The 19,784-nt window shown below is 69.6% G+C and carries 12 protein-coding genes and 1 pseudogene; 6 read left to right on the top strand and 7 right to left on the bottom strand.

Annotated elements, in window-relative coordinates; translation table 11 throughout:
- Window positions 1-21 precede the first annotated feature (21 nt).
- The 3 genes and pseudogenes from ctlX to E3O49_RS18890 all read left to right on the top strand — a co-directional run bounded on the left by ctlX (window position 22) and on the right by E3O49_RS18890 (window position 3,331).
- Entirely contained in the window at window positions 22-1,059 is a 1,038-nt protein-coding gene (gene ctlX / locus E3O49_RS02780; protein ID WP_198416009.1) for a citrulline utilization hydrolase CtlX, read from the top strand.
- Window positions 1,060-1,315: 256 nt separating this feature from the next.
- Window positions 1,316-2,008, top strand: a complete 693-nt coding sequence (locus tag E3O49_RS02775) for a thermonuclease family protein (RefSeq protein ID WP_134366311.1) — start codon at window positions 1,316-1,318, stop codon at window positions 2,006-2,008.
- 253 nt (window positions 2,009-2,261) lie between these two features.
- Window positions 2,262-3,331, top strand: a pseudogene (locus E3O49_RS18890) (aggregation-promoting factor C-terminal-like domain-containing protein).
- A 92-nt stretch (window positions 3,332-3,423) separates the two neighbouring features.
- Here E3O49_RS18890 and pflB read toward each other — a convergent pair.
- Entirely contained in the window at window positions 3,424-5,688 is a 2,265-nt protein-coding gene (gene pflB, locus E3O49_RS02765) for a formate C-acetyltransferase (RefSeq protein WP_134403056.1), read from the bottom strand.
- A gap of 260 nt (window positions 5,689-5,948) precedes the next feature.
- On the opposite strand from pflB, the gene metH reads away from it, so the two are divergent.
- Window positions 5,949-9,611, top strand: a complete 3,663-nt coding sequence (metH, locus tag E3O49_RS02760) for a methionine synthase (RefSeq protein ID WP_134450957.1) — start codon at window positions 5,949-5,951, stop codon at window positions 9,609-9,611.
- On the opposite strand, the gene E3O49_RS02755 is transcribed toward metH, so the two are convergent.
- The 5 genes from E3O49_RS02755 to cls form a co-directional block, all read right to left on the bottom strand.
- Window positions 9,499-10,407 (bottom strand): ECF transporter S component, encoded by a 909-nt coding sequence (locus E3O49_RS02755; RefSeq protein ID WP_134366307.1) that lies wholly within the window; start codon window positions 10,405-10,407, stop codon window positions 9,499-9,501. The genes metH and E3O49_RS02755 overlap by 113 nt on opposite strands.
- Window positions 10,407-12,380 (bottom strand): ATP-binding cassette domain-containing protein, encoded by a 1,974-nt coding sequence (locus E3O49_RS02750; RefSeq protein WP_160141007.1) that lies wholly within the window; start codon window positions 12,378-12,380, stop codon window positions 10,407-10,409. Before E3O49_RS02750 ends, E3O49_RS02755 begins: the two co-directional genes overlap by 1 nt.
- A 14-nt stretch (window positions 12,381-12,394) precedes the next feature.
- Window positions 12,395-12,931 (bottom strand): hypothetical protein, encoded by a 537-nt coding sequence (locus E3O49_RS02745; protein WP_134366305.1) that lies wholly within the window; start codon window positions 12,929-12,931, stop codon window positions 12,395-12,397.
- Window positions 12,932-13,147: 216 nt separating this feature from the next.
- Window positions 13,148-15,700, bottom strand: a complete 2,553-nt coding sequence (locus E3O49_RS02740; RefSeq protein WP_134434577.1) for a cation-translocating P-type ATPase — start codon at window positions 15,698-15,700, stop codon at window positions 13,148-13,150.
- Between the two features lie 21 nt (window positions 15,701-15,721).
- Window positions 15,722-17,176 carry a cardiolipin synthase gene (gene cls, locus E3O49_RS02735; protein ID WP_166789199.1) on the bottom strand — a complete coding sequence of 485 codons (1,455 nt, stop codon included), beginning with the start codon at window positions 17,174-17,176 and terminating at the stop codon, window positions 15,722-15,724.
- 120 nt (window positions 17,177-17,296) lie between these two features.
- On the opposite strand from cls, the gene E3O49_RS02730 reads away from it, so the two are divergent.
- Window positions 17,297-17,767 carry a methyltransferase family protein gene (locus E3O49_RS02730; protein ID WP_134410242.1) on the top strand — a complete coding sequence of 157 codons (471 nt, stop codon included), beginning with the start codon at window positions 17,297-17,299 and terminating at the stop codon, window positions 17,765-17,767.
- A 105-nt stretch (window positions 17,768-17,872) separates the two neighbouring features.
- Window positions 17,873-19,456 (top strand): HNH endonuclease signature motif containing protein, encoded by a 1,584-nt coding sequence (locus E3O49_RS02725; RefSeq protein WP_134450953.1) that lies wholly within the window; start codon window positions 17,873-17,875, stop codon window positions 19,454-19,456.
- A 9-nt stretch (window positions 19,457-19,465) separates the two neighbouring features.
- On the opposite strand, the gene E3O49_RS02720 is transcribed toward E3O49_RS02725, so the two are convergent.
- Window positions 19,466-19,774 (bottom strand): hypothetical protein, encoded by a 309-nt coding sequence (locus E3O49_RS02720; RefSeq protein WP_134366301.1) that lies wholly within the window; start codon window positions 19,772-19,774, stop codon window positions 19,466-19,468.
- Between the last annotated feature and the right edge of the window lie 10 nt (window positions 19,775-19,784).

Below are 19,784 nucleotides of genomic sequence, written 5' to 3'. Positions count from 1 at the left end.
TCTGAGCCGAGTCTGAGTCCGATGTCCGTACAGGCCCCGTCGGCCGTTCTGCTGATCCGACCTCATTTCTTCACGCCCAACCCGGAAACGGCGCACGACAACGCCTTCCAATCCGTCGATGCCGGGCACGATGCGGCCCTGATCGCCGAAGCCGCCTACGCCGAGGTGACCCGGGTGGCCGAGACTCTGGAGTCACGGGGCATCGTCGTGCACCTGTTCGACGACGACGGGCCCGGGCGGCCGGACAGCGTATTCCCGAACAATTGGATCTCCACCCACGCGGGCGGGCATGTGGCCCTGTACCCGATGCACGCGCCGAATCGCCGCACGGAACGCCGCGGCGACATCGTCGAGATGCTGAAACAGCGCTACCGGGTGCAGGACGTCGTCGACTATTCCGGGCTCGAACTCGACGACGTCTTCCTCGAGGGGACCGGGGCGATGGTGCTCGACCACGCGGGGCGGATCGCCTATGTGGCCCGGTCGCGCCGGGCGGACCCGATCGCGCTGGAGCGCTTCTGCACCAATTTCGGCTACGAACCGATCGTCTTCGACGCGGCCGACGAGAGCGGCCGGCCGATCTATCACACCAATGTCCTGATGTGCATCGCCACGGACTTCGCCCTGGTCGGGCTGGACCTGATCCAGTCGTCCTCGCGGCGCAGCCACGTCGTGGAACGACTCACCGCGCAGGACCGCGAGGTGATCGCCCTCGACCGGGAGCAGATCCGCAACTTCGCTGGCAACGCCATCGAGCTGCACGGCCCGGGCGGGCGGATGCTGGTGCTCTCGCGCCGCGCCCTCGACTGCCTCACCGCCGGGCAGCGCAGCGTGATCGAGCGCAGCTGCACGATTCTGCCCCTCGACGTGCCCACGATCGAGCTGGCGGGCGGCTCCATCCGCTGCATGCTCGCGGGGATCCACCTCGATCGGCGCGGTGCTCCGTCCCTGTCGGCCACGTCGCTCTCGACTGCCTCCCTCTCCACCCAGGCCGTCTCGCTGGCGGCCACGCCGCACGAGCGCAGTGCGTCACGGACGGAGCCGGGCCTGGCCGTGTGAGCGCGGATCGATCGGTTGCGCGGATCGGCCGTCGCTCGCGGCTCCCGCGTGGGTCCCCGAACCAATTCGACGGAGATTCTGCTGTAAAGAGGGCGTTTCGGTGGGTTTGGGGGCGTTTTGGGCAAAATCTCCGTCGAATTCGTCAGGGACGCGGCTGATCTGCCGGCAGCGATTACGCCGACCCGGCGCCCGTTCAGGCAACGCGAGTCTGGGTCGCGTGGGTCGCGTGGATCGCGCGATCTCCTAGTCTCAAGGCATGGGGAAGAAGAGAAAGTCCGGTTCGCGCCTGCTGGTTCTGGTGGTGGTTGCCGGCCTGCTCGGGGTCGTCGCGCTGCAGGGGCCGGGACCGCTCGCTTCGGTGGCGGACACCTGGCTCCGAGGCTGGCAGAGCATCGGCGGCACGGGCTCCGGCAGCAACGACTCGAGCAGCACTCAGGTGGGAGACCCGGGCTCCGGTAGCACGGACTCTTCGGCCGCGGCCGGCGACCCGAGCGTGTCCCCGGCCGCGGTTCCGGGGAGACCGGCCAACGCGGTCGCCATGACCGTCGAGCATGTGCACGACGGTGACACCCTCTTTCTCAGCGCCGGTGCGCCCAACGACCTCGTGCCGAACACCGATGACGTCAAGGTGCGGCTGGTCGGACTCGACACTCCCGAGATCGGCGACGCCGCCGAATGCTTCGGCGCTGAGGCGAGAGCCCAGTTGGAGGCAATGCTGCCCGACGGCAGCACCGTCTGGGTCACGGCGGACCGGGATCCGACCGACCGGTACGGCCGCAGCCTGTTCTACCTGTGGACCGATGACGGGCGTTTCGTCAACTACGAACTCGTCGCCGCCGGTGCGGCCGAGTCGCTCATGATCGCCCCGAACGACGCTTATTACGGTCTCCTCCGAGCCGCCGAAGACTCCGCAGCGCTGGCCCGCGCCGGCATGTGGGCGGCCTGTTGAGGGGGCACGTCCAGACAAACCAACGGAATGAGGCGCGAGAGCGGATCTCCCGATCAGCGTGAGATCAACTGGCCAGACCGGCTGCGGAAGAGCACCGGTCAGCCACTCTTAACGGGAGTTTGCCAGCTTAACATGAGGATTTATACAGAAAACGGGTGCATTTTTGCAGCTTCGCCCGGGCGGGTCCCCGCCTGAGGAAGTCGAACAAGAACCGTTGGCGCTTCACGCACGAGCGATTCGCTCCGTGGAAGTCATGCCTACCTCTGAATTTGAATTGTTCCTGTCCGCCATCACCGAGGAAACCGGCAGTCAAGTCGGTAACGACGAAGCCAGTGCCGATCAGGCCGGTGCAGACCAAGCCAGCGCCGACCATGGCGTCACCCGCCATGAGGAGACCCATCGGCGCAGAGGACGCCAGCGCCTGCTCGTTGCCGGTGCCGTTCTTGCGGTCGGGTCCATCCTGGGCACCGGTCTCGTCTGGCAGACCCTGTCGGCCCAGGCCGAGAGCGAGCGCGTCGCCGCCACGAAGGCACTGTCTGTGACCACCGGCGCCCATCCCGAGCAGACGTCCGGCTTCGCCGTCATCTTGCCGGCGCATGCGGCGTTTGCCGCGAGGAGCGTTCTCTCGGACGCCCAAATGGTGATGGAGGCGGGCCAGGGCAAGACGGACATCACGTCCCTCTCCAGCGCCGTCACCTCACTGGCCCATTACACCGTTCTCGAACCCGAGCGGGTCTTCGATCCCGTCGACCAGACCAGGGCCGAAACGGCGACTGTGCGGGCCTCCACGGCCGAGGTCGACCGGGTGGCCGCCGAGCAAGCCGCGAAGCAGGCCGCCGAGCTGGCCGCGAAGCAGGCCGCCGAACAGGCCGCCGCCGCGCAGGCCGCAGCGGCAGCCCAGGCCGCCGCTGCGGCTCAGGCTGCCGCTGACGCGCAGGCCGAGGTCGAGGCCGAGGCCGAGGCTGCGGCGAACGCTCCCGCTCCCGCACCCGCCCCGGCACCGTCAGCGCCGGCCAACCCCAGCGGAGCCCAGGCGATCGCCCGCGATCTGATGGCCGCGCAGTACGGCTGGGGCGCCGACCAGTTCGGTTGCCTCGTGAGCCTGTGGCAACGGGAATCAGGCTGGAACCTGAACGCCTACAACTCCTCGAGCGGTGCCACCGGCATCCCGCAGGCACTGCCCGGCAGCAAGATGGCCACGGCGGGCGCCGCTGGCAGACCAACCCAGCCACGCAGATCACCTGGGGCCTGAGCTACATCGCGGGCCGCTACGGCACACCGTGCGCCGCCTGGAACCATTCCGAATCCTCAGGCTGGTACTGACACCGGTTGGGGAGACTCAGAAGATGTTCAGACCCCGGGCGCGGAACCGATTCCGCACCCGGGCCTGACGTTCGTCCTGGATGGCGGTCGGGTCAGTGCTGGTGGAACGTGCGGCTGATGACGTCCATCTGCTGCTCGCGGGTGAGCCGCACGAAGTTCACCGCGTAGCCGGAGACGCGAATCGTCAGCTGCGGATAGTTCTCCGGGTGCGCCATGGCGTCTTCAAGCGTGTCGCGGTTGAGCACGTTCACGTTGATGTGGTAGCCGGTCGCCGACGTGTACGCGTCGATCAGGCCGACCAAGCTCGTGATCTGCTCCTCCTCGTTGTGGCCGAGCCCGCTCGGCACGACCGTACTGGTCAGCGAGATGCCGTCCTGCGCGTCACTGAACGGCAGCTTGGCGACGCTGAGCGCGGACGCGAGGAGCCCATGCGTGTCGCGAGCATTCATCGGGTTGGCCCCCGGCGCGAACGGCTCGCCGGCCCGACGGCCGTCGGGCGTGTTGCCGGTGGTCTTGCCGTAGACCACGTTGGACGTGATCGTCAGGATCGACTGGGTGGGGATCGCGTCGCGGTAGGTCGGGTGGCTGCGGATCATATTCATGAACCGCTCGACGATGTCCACCGCGATGGAGTCGACCCGATCGTCATCGTTGCCGAAGAGCGGGAACTCGCCCTCGACGTCGTAGTCCACGACCAGGCCGGTCTCGTCGCGCACCGGGCGGACCGTGGCGTACTTGATGGCCGACAGGGAGTCGGCGACCACGCTCAGGCCGGCGATGCCGCAGGCCATGGTGCGGATGACGTCCTTGTCGTGCAAGGCCATCTCCAGACGCTCGTAGGCGTACTTGTCGTGCATGTAGTGGATGCAGTTCAGCGCGTTGATGTAGGTCTCGGCGAGCCACTCGAGCGTTTCCAGGTAGGCCGGGAAGACGGTGTCGTACGAGAGCACCTCTTCGGCGTTCGGCATGGTCTCCGGAGCGACCTGCTTGCCCGACACCTCGTCTTTTCCGCCGTTGATCGAGTACAGCAGCGCCTTGACGGCGTTGACGCGTGCACCGAAGAACTGCATCTGCTTGCCCACGCGCATCGGCGAGACACAACAGGCGATCGCGACGTCATCACCCATCGCGGCCCGGAGGATCTCGTCGGACTCGAACTGGATCGCCGAGGTATCGATCGAGACCTGGGCGCAGAAACGCTTGAAGCCCTCGGGCAATGACCTGCTCCACAGCACGGTCAGGTTCGGCTCCGGTGCGGCGCCGATGTTGTACAGCGTCTGCAGGAACCGGAACGTGGTCTTGGTGACAAGGGGACGGCCGTCTTCACCGATGCCGGCGAGGGATTCGGTCACCCACGTCGGGTCGCCGGCGAAGATCTCGTCGTATTCCGGGGTGCGCAGGAAGCGCACGATCCGGAGCTTGATCACGAGGTCGTCGATGAGTTCCTGGGCGCTTTCTTCGGTCAGCACTCCGGCGGCCAGGTCGCGTTCCAGGTACGCGTCGAGGAACGCCGCGTTGCGGCCGAACGACATGGCAGCGCCGTTCTGTTCCTTGACCGCCCCGAGGTAGGCGAAATACAGCCATTGCACGGCCTCCTTCGCCGTCACGGCCGGCTTCGAAATGTCGAATCCGTAGCTCGCGGCCATCTGGACGAGTTCCTTCAGGGCCCGGATCTGCTCGGAGTTCTCCTCGCGGGCGCGGATGATGTCCTCGGTCGAGGGCTCCATGTCGAGTTCGGCGCGGTCGTTCTTCTTGCTTGCGATCAGGGCGTCGACGCCGTACAACGGAACCCGGCGGTAGTCGCCGATGATCCGGCCACGGCCGTACGCGTCGGGCAGACCCGTGATCAGGTGGCTGTTACGCGCACGGCGCACCGCCGGCGGGTAGACGTCGAAGACGGCGGTGTTGTGCGTCTTGCGGTAGTCGGTGAAGATCTTCTCCAGCTCGGGAGACACGGGATAACCGTAGGTCTCGAGCGAGGTGGCGACCATGCGCCAGCCGCCGAAGGGCATGATCGCGCGCTTGAGCGGGGCATCCGTCTGCAGGCCCACGATGACCTCGTTGGGCCGGTCGATGTAACCCGGTGCGTGAGCGGTGATGGAGGCCGGGGTGGTCGCGTCGACGTCGTAGACACCCTTGCGGCGTTCCTCGGGGAACATCTCGGACAACTTGGCCCAGATCCCCTTCGTGCGCTCCGTCGCTCCCGCGAGGAAGCTTGCATCGCCCAGATACGGCGTGTAATTGCGTTGGATGAAATCGCGTAGGTCGATCGAATCCTGCCAGGGGCCGGAAACAAAATCCGGTCGAACGGGCTGGGGCCCGTTGTCGTTGCGGCGGACTTCTTCTGTACTGGTCATCTGGATTGCTCTCCTCGGGGGATCGAGTTCCCCGCCGCGAAAGTCCCTTCCGCAGTCGGGCCGTGAGAGCCGATCGCGGGCCGCCGACAGTACTCGTGCGCGCCCGGATCTCCTCTCTGCCTGCCACGGTACTCGCCTTGGAAGCTGCAAAACAGGTGGACTTTCGGTGCGGCCGGGGGGAGTGTCCACGAGGCCCAGAGGTCGAAGGAGCCCGGCGTAACACGGGAAACGGCAGCCTGCCCCGCCTCTAAACTGGCCGGATGACCGAACCCCGTGCACACGACGCCGTCACACGCCCCGAAGCCGGACGGTCGCCGGCCGACGCGGATGGCGCGGGGGCCACGGATGCGGTGACGCCGGCCCGGGCGCAGGCGCTGATCGATGCCCTGACGGAGCGCGTCGTCATCGCCGACGGCGCCATGGGCACGATGCTGCAGGAGCACAACCCCACCCTCGAGGACTACCAGCAGCTCGAGGGCTGCAATGAGATCCTCAATGTCAGCCGCCCCGACATGATCGAGGCCATCCACGGTGCCTACCTCGACACCGGCGTCGACGCGGTGGAGAGCAACACCTTCGGCGCGAACTGGTCGAACCTCTCCGACTACGGAATCGAAGACCGGATCGAGGAGCTCGCGCGTCTGGGAGCGGAAATCGCCCGTCGGAGCGTCGAGGCCTACGAGGCCCGCGACGGACGGATGCGCTGGGTCCTCGGTTCGATGGGCCCCGGCACCAAACTGCCCAGCCTCGGCCACACCACCTACTCCCACCTCAAGGCGACCTTCGCCGAGCAGGCGATCGGCCTCATCCGCGGCGGCGCCGACGCCTTCCTGATCGAGACCTCGCAGGACCTGCTGCAGACCAAATCCGCGGTGAACGGATGCAAGCAGGCGATCAGTGAGACGGGCATCCGTCTGCCGATCTTCGTGGAGGTGACGGTCGAGACGACGGGAACCATGCTGATGGGCAGCGAGATCGGCGCCGCCCTCACCGCCCTCGAACCGCTCGGCATCGACGCCATCGGCCTCAACTGCGCCACCGGCCCGACCGAGATGAGCGAGCACCTCCGTCACCTCTCCCGGTACTCGCACGTGCCCGTGATGTGTATGCCCAACGCGGGCCTGCCGATGCTGACCGCCACCGGTGCGAGCTACCCGCTCACCCCGGAGCAGCTGGCCACCGCACACGAACAGTTCGTGAAGGAGTTCGGCCTGGGCCTGGTCGGCGGATGCTGCGGCACCACCCCCGCGCACATGAAGGCCGTCGTCGACCGGTTGCGCGGCACCCCCGTGCCCGCCCGCAAGGTCGAGGAGGATCCCGGCGTCGCCAGCCTCTACCAGCACGTCAGCTTCGATCAGGACAGCGCCTTCCTCGCGATCGGGGAACGCACCAACGCCAACGGGTCGCGGGCGTTCCGGGACGCCATGCTCGAGGAGCGCTGGGACGACTGCGTCGACATCGCCCGGGCCCAGGTGCGCGACGGCGCCCACCTGCTCGACGTATGCATCGACTACGTCGGCCGAGACGGCGTCGCCGACATCCGCCAGGTCGTGTCCCGGCTTGCCAGCGCGTCCACCCTCCCGCTCGTGGTCGACTCCACCGAGCCCGCGGTGCTGCAGGCCGGGATGGAGTTGATCGGCGGCCGCCCGGTCGTCAACTCCGTCAACTTTGAGGACGGCGAGGGCATAGGCTCACGCTTCGGCCGGATCATGCCGCTGGTCAAGGAGCACGGCGCGGCCGTGATCGCACTGACCATCGACGAGGAGGGACAGGCCCGCACCGCGGAGCACAAGGTGCGCATCGCCACCCGGCTGGTCGAGACCCTCGTCACCGAGTGGGGGATGCGGGTCGAGGACATCATCGTCGACGCCCTCACCTTCCCGATCGCCACCGGCCAGGAGGAGACCCGCCGGGACGGGATCGAGACGATCGAGGCGATCCGCCGGATCAAGGCCCTCTATCCCGGCATCCACACCACGCTTGGCGTCTCGAACGTGTCCTTCGGGCTGAACCCCGCGGCCCGGTCGGTGCTCAACTCGGTGTTCCTGCACGAGGCCGCCGAGGCCGGACTCGACTCCGCGATCGTCAACTCCGCCAAGATCGTGCCCCTGGCCTCCGTGCCGGACGACCGGCGCAAGGTGGCGCTCGACCTCGTCTGGGACCGCCGCGAGTACGACGCCGAGGGCAACCTCACCTACGACCCGCTGGCCGCCCTGCTCGACCTGTTCGCCGGGGTCGACTCCGCCGCGCTGAAGGACGAGCGCGCCGCCGAGCTCGCGGCCCTGCCGGTGGGCGAACGCCTCGAACGCCGCATCATCGACGGCGAAGCTAAGGGGCTGGAGGGTGACCTCGACCTGGCGCGGGCCGGCGGCCTCAGCGCCCTCGACATCGTCAACGTGCACCTGCTGGCGGGCATGCAGGTGGTGGGCGCCCGGTTCGGCAGCGGCGAGATGCAGCTGCCGTTCGTGCTGCAGTCCGCCGAGGTGATGAAGACCGCGGTCGCGCTGCTGGAACCCCACATGGAGAAGACCGAGGCAGCCGGCAAAGGCACGATGGTTTTGGCCACGGTGCGCGGCGACGTGCACGACATCGGCAAGAACCTCGTCGACATCATCCTCACCAACAACGGCTACGACGTGATCAACATCGGCATCAAGAAGACCATCAACGAGATCATCCAGGCCGCTGAGGAGCGCAATGCAGACGTGATCGGCATGAGCGGGCTGCTGGTCAAGTCCACCGTGGTGATGAAGGAGAACCTGCTCGAGCTCAATTCCCGCGGCCTGGCCGGCAAGTGGCCCGTGATCCTCGGCGGCGCGGCCCTCACCCGGGCCTACGTCGAGGAAGACCTCGCGGGACTGTTCGAGGGCACCGTGCGCTACGCGCGGGACGCCTTTGAGGGCCTGGCCCTGATGGAACCGCTGGTCGCCGTCGCACGCGGCGCCGACCCGGCATCCGTCGGCCTGCCGCCCCTGAAGAAACGCATCCACAAGCGCAGCCTGCTGACCGTGACCGAGCCGGACGCGATGCCGGCCCGCTCCGACGTGGCCGCCGACAACCCGGTGCCCGTGCCGCCGTTCTGGGGCACCCGCATCGTCAAGGGGATCGCGCTGGCCGAGTACTCCGCGTTCCTCGACGAGCGGGCGACGTTCATGGGGCAGTGGGGCCTGAAGCCCAGCCGCGGGGAAGACGGCGCGAGCTACCAGCACCTGGTCGACACCGAGGGCCGGCCCCGGCTGCGCTACTGGCTCGATCGCATCCTCGCCGAGGGGATCCTCGACGCCTCCGTCGCCTACGGCTACTTCCCCGCCTTCAGCGAGGGCAACGACCTGGTCGTGCTGCACCACGGCGACGACCCGTCCGGCGTGCTGGGCGTGCCCGGTCTGCTCGCGCCCGACGGCGGCTCCGGCGGCCCGGTGGGCTCCGAGCGACTGCGCTTCGCCTTCCCCCGCCAGCGCCGCGACCGGCACCTGTGCCTGGCCGACTTCGTGCGCCCGCAGGGTTCCGGGCAGACGGATGTCGTCGCCCTCCAGCTGGTCACGGCCGGCGCGAACGTCGACACGGTCACCGCGAAGCTGTTCGCCGAGAACAAATACCGCGACTACATGGAACTCAACGGCCTGACCATGCAGCTGACCGAGGCCCTCGCCGAGTACTGGCACTCCCGGGTGCGGGGCGAACTCGGCCTGGGCGCCGAAGACCCGGCCGAGCTGGCCGGTATGTTCAAGCTCGAGTACCGCGGCGCCCGCTTCTCGCTGGGCTACCCGGCCTGCCCCGAGATGGAGGACCGCCGCAAGGTGGTCCAGTTGCTCAGGCCCGAGCGGATGGGCGTGGTGCTGTCGGAGGAGCTGCAGCTGCACCCGGAGCAGTCGACGGATGCGTTCGTGTTCCACCACCCGGAAGCGAAGTACTTCTCGGTGTGACGAGCCTGCCGGGCCTGCCCGGCTTGCCCAGCTTCGCCCGGCGCAGGGCGGCCAGTGCGGCCGGGCCCACCAGCACGATGCCGATCGTGGTGGTGATGGCACGAACGGTGTCCCAGGTGAGCGTCGAGGTCACCAGCGTGTAGAGCGCGAAGGAGGCGAGGTTCTCGCCGAGCGGGGCATCCGCCGCATAGGAGATGTCGGTGCCCGAGCCCACGGCGAAGGGCCAGAACCAGAGGTTCATCACCAGCCCGAACAGGTACGACGAGGCGATGCCGTAGGCCACGAGCATGGCTATCTCGAGCCGGGCGGTGCCGTTCCGCGGGGTGCCGATCCGTGGCGTACGGATGCGCGGCAGCAGCGCCGCCCCGGCCCCCACCCAGCCGCAGGCGAACATCTGGAACGGGGTCCACGGGCCGAACCCGCCCCACAGTGCCGAGGACACCGCGATGGTGAGCAGGCCGAGCAGGAACCCGAACCGGGCTCCGTAGGCGCGCCCGGCCAGGATCAGCAGGATGAACACCGCCTCGACGCCGCCCACCCCGGTTCCCGCGATGCGCACCGCGGCGCCGACCGCCGAGAGCACCCCGAGCAGGGCCACGGTCTTGGCCGTGTACATCTCCCGGTCGAGCGTGAGTGCGAGGGCCACGATCAGAGCCGGAACGAGCGCGAACGCCACGATCGGGGCCGCGGCCCTGGCGTCCTCCGGCAGCGCCGACGCGAAGAACGGCCAGGCGAAACCCGCCGCGGCCAGGAGGCTGCCGCCCGCGAGCAGCCAGGACGTCCACCGCGCACGCATCAGGGCCTCACCAGCGCCGGTTCGGTGGTGAGCCGGCCGGCGGCCATCACGAGCGTCTTCGTGGCCAGGGACCGGGCGAAGTCGCGGTCGTGGGTGGCGAACAGCACCGCCGAGGCGTCACTCGAGGCGCGGACCAGCGCGGAACCCACGAGCTCCCGCGCACGCGGATCCAGCCCGCGCGTCGGCTCGTCCACCAGCAGCACCCTGGGGCCGGCGGCCAGCTGGATCGCCATCACCAGGCAGAGGCGTTCGCCCGCCGAGAGATCCCGCGGATGCTGCTGCATCAGGTGCGCCGCACCGGCGTTGGCACCGGCCCCGATCCCGGCACCGAGCCCGAGCAGGTCCGCGAAACGGGCAGCGGTCCCGGGCCCGTTGCCCGGCTTCAGCTGGCGGTCCGCCCGGCTGCACTCCTCGGCCACGGTCACGGCGAAGAGCAGATCGTCGAAGTTCTCCGGCACCAGGGCCACGAACGCGCGCCGGGCTCCCGCACGCAGCAAGGAGACGTCCTGCCCGGCCACCAGCACGCTCCCGCGGGCCGAGGGCAGCGCGATCGCGCGGAGCAGGCTGCTCTTGCCCGCGCCGTTCCGGCCCTCGAGGGCCACCCGGTCGCCGGCCGCGAGCTCGAACGAGACGTCATCGACCGCCAGTTCGGTCCCGTGCAGAACCGTGAGATGACGGATGCCGGCGAGCGGCCCCGCAGGTCCGGCTGGGGTCGCGGGTCGCGCTGTCGTCCGCGCCGCCCGTTCCGCCGCGATCAGCGCGCTCGGACGCTCACCGGGGCCGAGGGTGCGCACGTCTGTTCCGCGGATCTCGAGCCAGGCATCCGCTGCGCTCTCCCATTCGCGGGTGTTGTGCTCGGCGACCACGACGCACACCTGCGCCTCGTGGGCCAGCCGGTCGAGTACCCGCACCACCCGCCCTCGCGCCGGGGCGTCCAGGTCGGCGAGGGGCTCGTCCACGAGCAGCAGGATCGGTTGGGAGATCAGGGCGGCGCCGATGGCCACCAGGCTGGCCTCGCCGGCGGACAGCGCCTCCACGGTGCGGCCCTGCAGGTGCTCGATCTGCAGCTGCGCGGCCACCTCGTGCACGCGCTGCTCCACGATCACGGCGGCGACGCCCCGCACGGTCAGGGCGAATCCGATCTCGTCCCGCACGGTCTCGGCCACGAAGGAGAGCCGCACGTTCTGGGAGACGAGCCCGACGAAGCCGGCCGTTTCGCGGGGGGGAGTGGCCGCGCGGTCCAGGCCGCCCACCTCGATCACTCCGTGCTGGCCGCCGTCGTGGAAGTGCTGGAAGAGTCCGCTCATGCTGTGCAGAAGGCTGGTCTTGCCCGATCCGGTCGACCCGGTGATCACGGTCAGCGTGCCGGGAGCGAGGCTCAGGGTGAGGCCCTCCAGCTGCCAGCCGCCGCCCGCGAAGCCGAGCGCGGCATCCGTCATCACCACCGGCCGCTGGCAGACGCCGGGGGCGGTGCGGGCGGCGGCGAACCCGCGGGACTCCATCGACGCGGCCAGGCAGAGCGCCCGCTCCACGGTTTGTTCGAAGACGGGCACGAGCAGTGCCGGGATCGACCGTTCGCCGCGGAGCGCACTGGCGGTGTGAACGCGCCGCACCGAGGCGATCAGCGCCGGGAACGTGGCCCACGCGATCACGAGCGACCGGGACAGGGCGCGCAGCGGGCCCCGGGCGGCGCCTCGGGCGAAGAAGCGCCGCACGTCGACGACGGCGTTCAGCACACCGAACGCGAGGATGACGGCGGAGAAGGGCAGCGCGCTCTGAGCCGCGTTCCAGAGGCCCCCCGTGCTGACGGGGCCGAGCAGCGCGATGTGCGCGAACGGCCCGCCGAGCGGAATGCGCGGCAGGTCGAGCAGCACCGCGCCGCCGCCGGATGCCCCGCCGAAGACGACCCGGTAGACGACCCGCAGGGCCACGAACGCGACCGCGAGCAACGCCGCGGAGCGCAGGGGGGCCATGCGGAGCCGCAACATCAGCTGCCGGGCGTGGGTGTCTCGGTGCCGGTCGTGAAGACGAGGCCGACGGACTGGCCCGGCTCCAGCTTGAGGCTGCCGAGACCCTCCGACGCGTACTCCCAGGAGGCGTCTGCGGTGGGCTTGACCCAGAGCGCCCAGTAGGCGGCGGCCGCCGGCATGGACTGGCAGGCTTCGGTGAAGGGGGCCTCTCCGTCGATCTCGATGGTCTCGGCGGCGGCGGGGCGGTCGTTGACGCGGCAGACGACCTGGTCGCCCCACTCCACGGTTCCCTCGGTCGTCACGCCGGCCGACTTCATAACCTCGCTCGCGGCAACGGTGCCGGCCGCGCCGGTGTCGACGCAGTCCGTGATCCGGGCGGCGTCGAGGGAGCCGAAGTCGACGACCACGCTCACCCCGGCACAGGAGCCGTCCGTGGGCGCGGCCGTGGCCGCGGAGGCGGCCGGGGTCGAGCCGGTCTCGGGAAGGCTGGTGGAGCATCCGCTCAATGCCAGCGCCCCCACCAGGGTCAGGGTGGCGAGTGCTGTCAGCTTCATGCGCTCAAGAATACCGAGGCCCCGGCGCCGGTCCCGCTCTGTTACGCGCTCTGTTACGCGCCGCGGCTCCCCGGCCCCGCCGTCCAGACCAGCCGCCAGACCAGCCGCCAGACTCGCCGAACCGTGAGTAGCGCCCCTGAACGGACGAAAAACAGGGTCCGAAGTCACGGTTCGGCGGGGATTGGCGGGGATTAGTGGAACCGGCCGGCGCTACCGTTACGCGGCGCGGCCGCGGCGCCGGCGTCGGAGCACGGCTTTGAAGGCGGCGTCGGCCAGGATGACCAGGACGGCGCCGGCCAGCGGGAAGAGCCAGGCGGCCGGGGGAGGCCAGCCGCCGCCCAGGAGCCCGCTCGCGGCCGGGATACCGAGGAAGGCCAGCAGCAGGAGCAGTTCGGCGGCGACCGCGGCCAGTAGGGAACGGTTGCCCAGGAAAGGGAGCCCCCACGCCGGGATCGCCTCACTGCGGCAGGCGAAGGCGTTCGCCATCTGAGCGACCACGATCGTTGCGAACGCCGTGCCCGACGCGGCGGCCAGGAGCCCGGGTGCGACCTGCTGCCCCCACGACCAGCCGCCCAGCACCAGCACCGCGGCAAACCCGCCGAGCGAGGCGGCCGCCTCGACCGGGCCGAGCACCCCGAACGCCCGCCAGACCAGCGGGCGGTCGATCAGCGACCGCGAGCGCACCGGGCCGAGCATGACGCGCTTGCTCGGCGGCTCCACCCCGAGCGCCAGCGCGGGCAGCATGTCGCTGCCGATGTCCAGGGCGAGCACCTGGAGCACCCCGATCGCCAGGGGGAACTGGCCGCCGGTCAACGCCCAGACCGCGAACGGCGCAAGCTCGGCGACGTTGTCGGTGAGGTGGTAGGTGAGGAAGCGACGCGCGTTGGCGAAGGTCGCCCGTCCCAGCCGCACGGCGGTCACGATGGTGCCGAAATGGTCGTCGAGCAGCACGAGGTCGGCCGCCTCCCGGGCCACGTCGCTGCCGCTCCGGCCCATCGCGACCCCGACGTCGGCCTCTCGCAGGGCAGGCGCGTCGTTGACGCCGTCGCCGGTCATCGCCACCACGTGCCCGCGCTCCCGGAGCACCCGGGTGATGCGGAGCTTGTCCGCGGGCGTAACCCGGGCCACGACGGCTCCCGCCCGGTGGTCGAGCAGTTCGCCGAGCTCGGCGTCATCCTCGGGAAGCCCCGAGCCCAGGACGGCGCCGCCCGGTTGCAGCAGGCCGACCTCCCGCGCCACCGCCTCGGCCGTGTTCGGGTGGTCACCGGTGACCATGATCACGCGGATGTCCGCGTCCCGGCAGGCCTGCAGCGCCTCGTGCACATCGGGCCGGGGAGGGTCTTCCAGGCCGAGCAGGCCGAGCAGCTCCAGGTCCGTTTCGACGGCCTCCTCGGTCGGGGTGGCCGACCAGGGGCGTCCCGCCACCGCCAGCACGCGCTGGCCGGTGGCCGTCATCCGCGACAGCGCGCGGTGTGCCTCCTCCGGCACTCGGGAGCACCGCTCGAAGACCCGCTCCGGCGCGCCGATGGTGCTGGCCCGGCCGGCCAGCACGGCGGAGCTCATCATCCGTTTCGCCGTGTAGGGCAGGCGGGTCACGGGCCGGCTCGGGTCGTCCTGCCACCCGCACCGCATCGCGAGGGCGAAGATCGCGGCGTCCAGCGGGTTGCCTTCGGCCTGCCACTTGCCGGCGTGCGACACGGCCCGTCCGGTCACGCAGAGCACGGCGGATGCCGCCAGGCCCGGCAGCAGGGTCGTGGCCTCGGCTGGCCCGGTGATGGTCGCCGTCGGCTCGTAGCCGTCGCCCTGCACCCGCACCAGGCCCCCGGGGGTCCAGATCTCGACCACCGACATCCGGTTCTGCGTGAGGGTGCCGGTCTTGTCGGTGCAGATGAACGTGGTCGCGCCCAGGGTCTCCACGGCGTCGAGCCGGCGCACCAGGGCCTGCTCGTGCGCCATGGTCTGGGCGCCGCGGGCCAGGGACAGCGTCACGGTGGGCAGGAGGCCCTCGGGGACGAGCGCCACGGCGACCCCGACCGCGAAGAGGAAGGCATCGACCGGCCGGAGCCCGATCACGACGCCGGCGATGCCCAGGACGACGCCCGTGGTGACCGCGAACACGGCCACGGTCCGCACCACCCGGTTGAGCGCGTGGGTCAGTGGGCTGGGCGGCCTGGTCGCCGAACGCGCCAGCGCGGAGATGGCGGCCAGGGTCGTCGTCGCCCCGGTGGCGGTCACCCGTGCCTCCGCCTCGCCCTGCACCACGAACGTGCCCGCGCTGAGGAGCTCTCCTCGGTCGTGCCGCACCGGCTCGCTCTCGCCCGTCACCACGGACTCGTCCACGCCGAGCTCGTTGGCCTCCGTCAGCTCCATGTCGGCCGCGATCCGGTCGCCGGAGCTGAGCAGCACCACATCATCGCGCACAAGATCAACGGGGTCGATCGTGCGCATGCGGCCGTCCCGGCGCACCCGGGTGCTGCTGGGCAACAGTGCCCGCAGCCGCTCGGTGGACCGGTCTGCCCGGTAGTCCTGGGCGAACGCGAAGACGGCGTTGAACACGATCACCACCACGATGGCGACGGCCAGCACGGGCGTGCCGGCGAGGAGGGCGAGCCCGGCGGCCGCCCAGAGCAGGAGCGCGAGCAGGTGCGTGAACTGGCGGGCGAGCTCGCGCAGGGGGGAGGGGCGGGCCAGTCGGGGGAGCAGGTTCGGGCCGTCCTGGGCGAGCCGTCGTGCGGCTTCCTCCGAGGTCAGCCCGCCTGTCTCCGCCATGGTGAAACCCCCCTCACCCGGTCATTGCAGGGCCGAGGTCAGCCGGGCGAGACCGTCCAGCGCCGTGGCCCGCCCGGGTTCCCGGTTCCAGTCCGCCAGGGTGAGTTCGCGGCTGAGCGTCCGGTAGCCCTCTTCGACCTCCCGCATCTGGGCGACGAACGAAGCGCCGCGCACCAGCAGCGACACCTCCAGGTCGAGGCTGAAAGAACGGATGTCCATATTACTCGACCCGATCACGGCCACGTCCTCATCGATGGAGAGGTGCTTGGCGTGCAGGATGTACGGCGCCGGATACAGCCAGATGCGCACGCCCGCCTGAAGGAGCGCGCCGTAGTAGGAACGCTGGGCGTGGTAGACGGGCCCCTGGTCGCCGATCTCGGACACGAAGAGCTGCACTTCCAGGCCGCGCTGGCACGACGACGTGATGGCGTACATCATGGCCTCGTCGGGAACGAAGTAGGGACTGGTGATGATGATGCGTTTCTGGGCGGTGTAGAGCGATGCGAGGAAGAGCCGCAGGTTGTTCTCGCCCTCGAAGCCCGGACCGCTGGGGACGACCTGGCACTCCAGGGCCTCCGGGGACGTGTCACGGGGAACAGCGGCGGCGGGAACCCGTTCGTCGAGCAGCTTCTCGTCGGTCTCGCTGTACCAGTCGGAGAGGAAGACGGCGTTCATACCGCTGACGGCGGGCCCGGTCACCCGAACCACCAGCTCCTGCCACTGGAGCCCGCGTTTCAGGTTCTTCGCGGAGAGATAGCTGCGATCGATCAGGTTCTGAGAGCCCATGAAGCCCACCCGCCCGTCGACGACCACGATCTTGCGGTGGTTGCGCAGGTCGGGCCGCTGGTATTTGCCCTTGAACGGCTGCACCGGCAGCATGAAGCTCCACATCACCCCGATTCGGTCGAGCTCGGCGAACGTCGCCGCATGGCCGACCGTGCGGATCGAGGCGATGTGGTCCGCCAGGAGGCGAACCGTCACCCCACGCTTGACGGCCGCCTCCATCGCGGCGAAGAAGTCCTTCGTCGTGTCGTCCAGGGACACGATGTAGTACTGCACGTGCACGAACGTCGTGGCGGCGTCGATCTCGGCGGTCATGGCGGCGATGGAGGCCCGGTAGTCGCCGATCAGGTGCGCGGTGTTGCCGCCGACGAGTGGCACGGCGCCGAGGCCGGTGTTGAGGGTGACCACCGATGCGAACCAGTCCGGCCACTCGGTCCTGCCGTCCGTGAGGTCCATGCCCGCGACACTGTCGGCGATCGACCTGTTGATCTCGGCCTGTTTCTCCATCCTTTTCTTCGGCAGTTTGGAGCTGCCCAGGAGCAGGAAGAACAGAATGCCGAAGGGGATCAGGAAGAGCGCCAGCAGCCAGGCCATCGCCGCGGTCGGCTTCCGATTGCGCGGTATGACGATGATGGCGGCGATTCGGATCGCCAGGTCGACCAGGGCGGCGAGCACCGCGATCAGCAGGGGCATCTGTTGCGAGTCCACGTCGGCACTCTCTTCCGTTCGTCGGCCAGTCGATGACATGAACCTAGCGCGGGTCGGCCCCGCTCAATAGCGCCCGCACGCACCCCGCGGGCGGAGCCTCGAATCATGAAACGCGCGCTCGCGGTCGGCCTGGTGTCCGCACAATTCGTGCTGCTCGCGGCGCTGGCGTTCCTGCCCCACGGTTCTCTGTGGCCGGTCACCGTTGTCGTCGCCGTGGCCTCGGCCGCGCTCTGCCTGGCCGGCGCGGTTCTGGCCGTGCTGGGCGTGGTCGGTCTCGGTCCGGCGCTGACGGCCAGCCCGGTCCCGCGTGAACACGCGCCCCTGGTCACCACCGGCGTCTACGGGCTCATGCGGAGCCCGATCTATGCCGGACTCATCGCGGGCGCGCTTGGTCTCGCACTGATCGGCGCCTCGGTCTGGCACCTGGTGGCCTGGGTTGCCCTCCTGCTGCTCCTGGCCGGCAAGGCCCGGTGGGAGGAACGGATGCTGGTGGCCGAGCATCCGGACTACGCCGCGTACGGCGCCCACATCGGACGCTTCCTGCCGGCGGTGGGCCGGCTGCGCTCGCCGCGCTGATCCGGGATGACGCCGAGTGAAAGTATCGTCGTTCAGTTCTAAACTAAGCGGTAAATAGTTGACATTATTTCACACCTGTGTTCTGGATCGTGATATTCTGGTCGCATGGAGAACCTCAGAAATGAGAGCACCACGACGCTGGACGCCCTGGCCGCGTTCGACACCCTGACCGGCCCGGCGTTCCGGAACAGCGCCGGCGGTCCTGGCTTCGAGTTCGACGCCGAGGCCTTCTTCGACGTTGAGGAATTCGACGATGCCGGTTTGTACGCAACCGGTCTGCAGGCAGCCGGCCCGGCTGCGGGCGAACTGCGGTTCCTCGACCGCCGGGTCGGCATGCTGGCCGAGTTGGTCGGGGCGGCCGCGGCCGCCGATCGACTGCTGGCATCCGTGTCCGCGGCGCGGGCCGAGGCGGTGGAGCGCGTGCGGTCCTGGTGTTTCGAGACCGAGGCGAACGCGGAGCGTGAGCGGACCCGGCGCGCTCTGGTCGCGCGGGCGGTCGAGCACGGTGTGACCGCTGACGACGCTGACGACGCTGACGACGCTGACGACGCTGACGACGAGGTCGGCCGCCCGCATTCAGCGGTCTCGGCGGGTGTGCTGGGGTCAAGGTGGGATGCGCTCGAGATCGCCCATCGCACGGCGATCGCCGAGTTGGCCTGCGCGCTCCACGTGTCGCAGGCGGCCGCGTCGAATCTTCTCGCAAAGAGCGAGGCCCTCTCGGGGGCGTTCATGGCGACCCGGGACGCTCTGTCGGCCGGCCGGATCAGTTACGCGCATGCCCGGGTGCTGATCGAGCAGGCCAATTCACTGCCCGAGGAGGCCGGGGCGAGTTTCGAGGCCGAGGTGCTTCCGGTCGCGGAGCGGGTGACGGTGGCTCAGTTCGACCGGGTGGCCCGAAGGGTGCGGGAACGGACGCATCCGGAGTCGATCACGGTGCGCCGGCGAAAGTGCGAGGCCGACCGGGTTCTGGTGCTCGAGCCCGCGCAGGACGGCATGGGCTGGCTGCACAGTTATCAGCCGATGCCGGTGGCTCAGGCCATATTCACCCGGGTGGGCGACATGGCGGCGAGCCTGCAGGGGCTGGACGAGGAGCGCACCCTGGCGCAGTTGCGGGCGGATGTGTTCGCGGACCTGATGGTCGACGGGGTGACGCCGGCGGGCCTCGGCCGGGGTGTGCGGGCCACGGTGAACGTGACCGTGCCGGTTCTGACTCTGCTGGGCAAGAGTGAGGAACCGGGGCTGCTGGAGGGGTACGGTCCGATCGATCCGGAGACGGCCCGGTTGCTGGCGGCGGGGGCGCCGAGTTTCACGCGGATCCTGGTTCATCCGGAGACGGGGGTGATGCTCTCGGTGGGCCGGGATCAGTACCGGGTCCCGAAAGACCTGCGGCGGCTGATCGAGATCCGGGACGGGACCTGCCGGTTCCCGGGCTGCACCCGGCCGGCGGTGCGGGCCCAGGTGGATCACGGTCACGAGTGGCAGCACACCGGGGAGACCCGTTACGACAATCTGGCGTGCCTGTGTGCTCCGGATCATCGGTTGAAGACGCAGACGAACTGGACGGTGACCCAGCAAGCCGGGGGAGTGCTGGACTGGACGGCGCCGAGCGGTTTGAACTACCGGTCGGATCCGGCGGTCCCGTTCGAACCTGTGGAGCCCGCTGCGGACGTCGACCCACCGCCCTTCTGAGCAGGCGTTCTAGAAGAGAATCGCTGCGATCGTCCGGGCCACGACCACCAGGATCGTCGCCGAAGCCAGAGCCAGGGACGTGATCACCAGCCCACGCCCGCGGGCGCCCGCTGGAATCACCTGGAATGCCTGCATCGCGAACGACAGACCCAGCCCGGCGGCGATGGCGGCCGGGAACGGGAGCAGGACGGCGAGCACGACGCTGGCCGCAGACAGCCAGAATCCGGGCCTGCGACCGGGGGTCTTCGACCAGTCGAGGTGCGGTGCTCCGAGATTGAGGAGGTTGTTGCCCTCCATTTTGGCGCGCGGGTCGTCCACTGTGTTGCTC

This window comes from Cryobacterium shii (assembly GCF_004402595.1).
In the GTDB taxonomy this organism is placed as follows: Bacteria; Actinomycetota; Actinomycetes; order Actinomycetales; family Microbacteriaceae; genus Cryobacterium; species Cryobacterium shii.
Note: the sequence above shows the minus strand (reverse complement) of the source record. Positions and strands in the feature narration are given on the sequence as shown.

Bases quoted from the DNA above. Each gene is read 5' to 3' on its own strand.
- E3O49_RS02775 (WP_134366311.1), top strand. From the start codon at position 1,316: ATGGGGAAGAAGAGAAAGTCCGGTTCGCGCCTGCTGGTTCTGGTGGTG.
- E3O49_RS02730 (WP_134410242.1), top strand. From the start codon at position 17,297: ATGAAACGCGCGCTCGCGGTCGGCCTGGTGTCCGCACAATTCGTGCTG.
- E3O49_RS02755 (WP_134366307.1), bottom strand. From the start codon at position 10,407: ATGCGTGCGCGGTGGACGTCCTGGCTGCTCGCGGGCGGCAGCCTCCTG.
- E3O49_RS02725 (WP_134450953.1), top strand. From the start codon at position 17,873: ATGGAGAACCTCAGAAATGAGAGCACCACGACGCTGGACGCCCTGGCC.
- E3O49_RS02740 (WP_134434577.1), bottom strand. From the start codon at position 15,700: ATGGCGGAGACAGGCGGGCTGACCTCGGAGGAAGCCGCACGACGGCTC.
- E3O49_RS02750 (WP_160141007.1), bottom strand. From the start codon at position 12,380: ATGGCCCCCCTGCGCTCCGCGGCGTTGCTCGCGGTCGCGTTCGTGGCC.
- metH (WP_134450957.1), top strand. From the start codon at position 5,949: ATGACCGAACCCCGTGCACACGACGCCGTCACACGCCCCGAAGCCGGA.
- cls (WP_166789199.1), bottom strand. From the start codon at position 17,176: ATGCCCCTGCTGATCGCGGTGCTCGCCGCCCTGGTCGACCTGGCGATC.
- pflB (WP_134403056.1), bottom strand. From the start codon at position 5,688: ATGACCAGTACAGAAGAAGTCCGCCGCAACGACAACGGGCCCCAGCCC.
- ctlX (WP_198416009.1), top strand. From the start codon at position 22: ATGTCCGTACAGGCCCCGTCGGCCGTTCTGCTGATCCGACCTCATTTC.
- E3O49_RS02745 (WP_134366305.1), bottom strand. From the start codon at position 12,931: ATGAAGCTGACAGCACTCGCCACCCTGACCCTGGTGGGGGCGCTGGCA.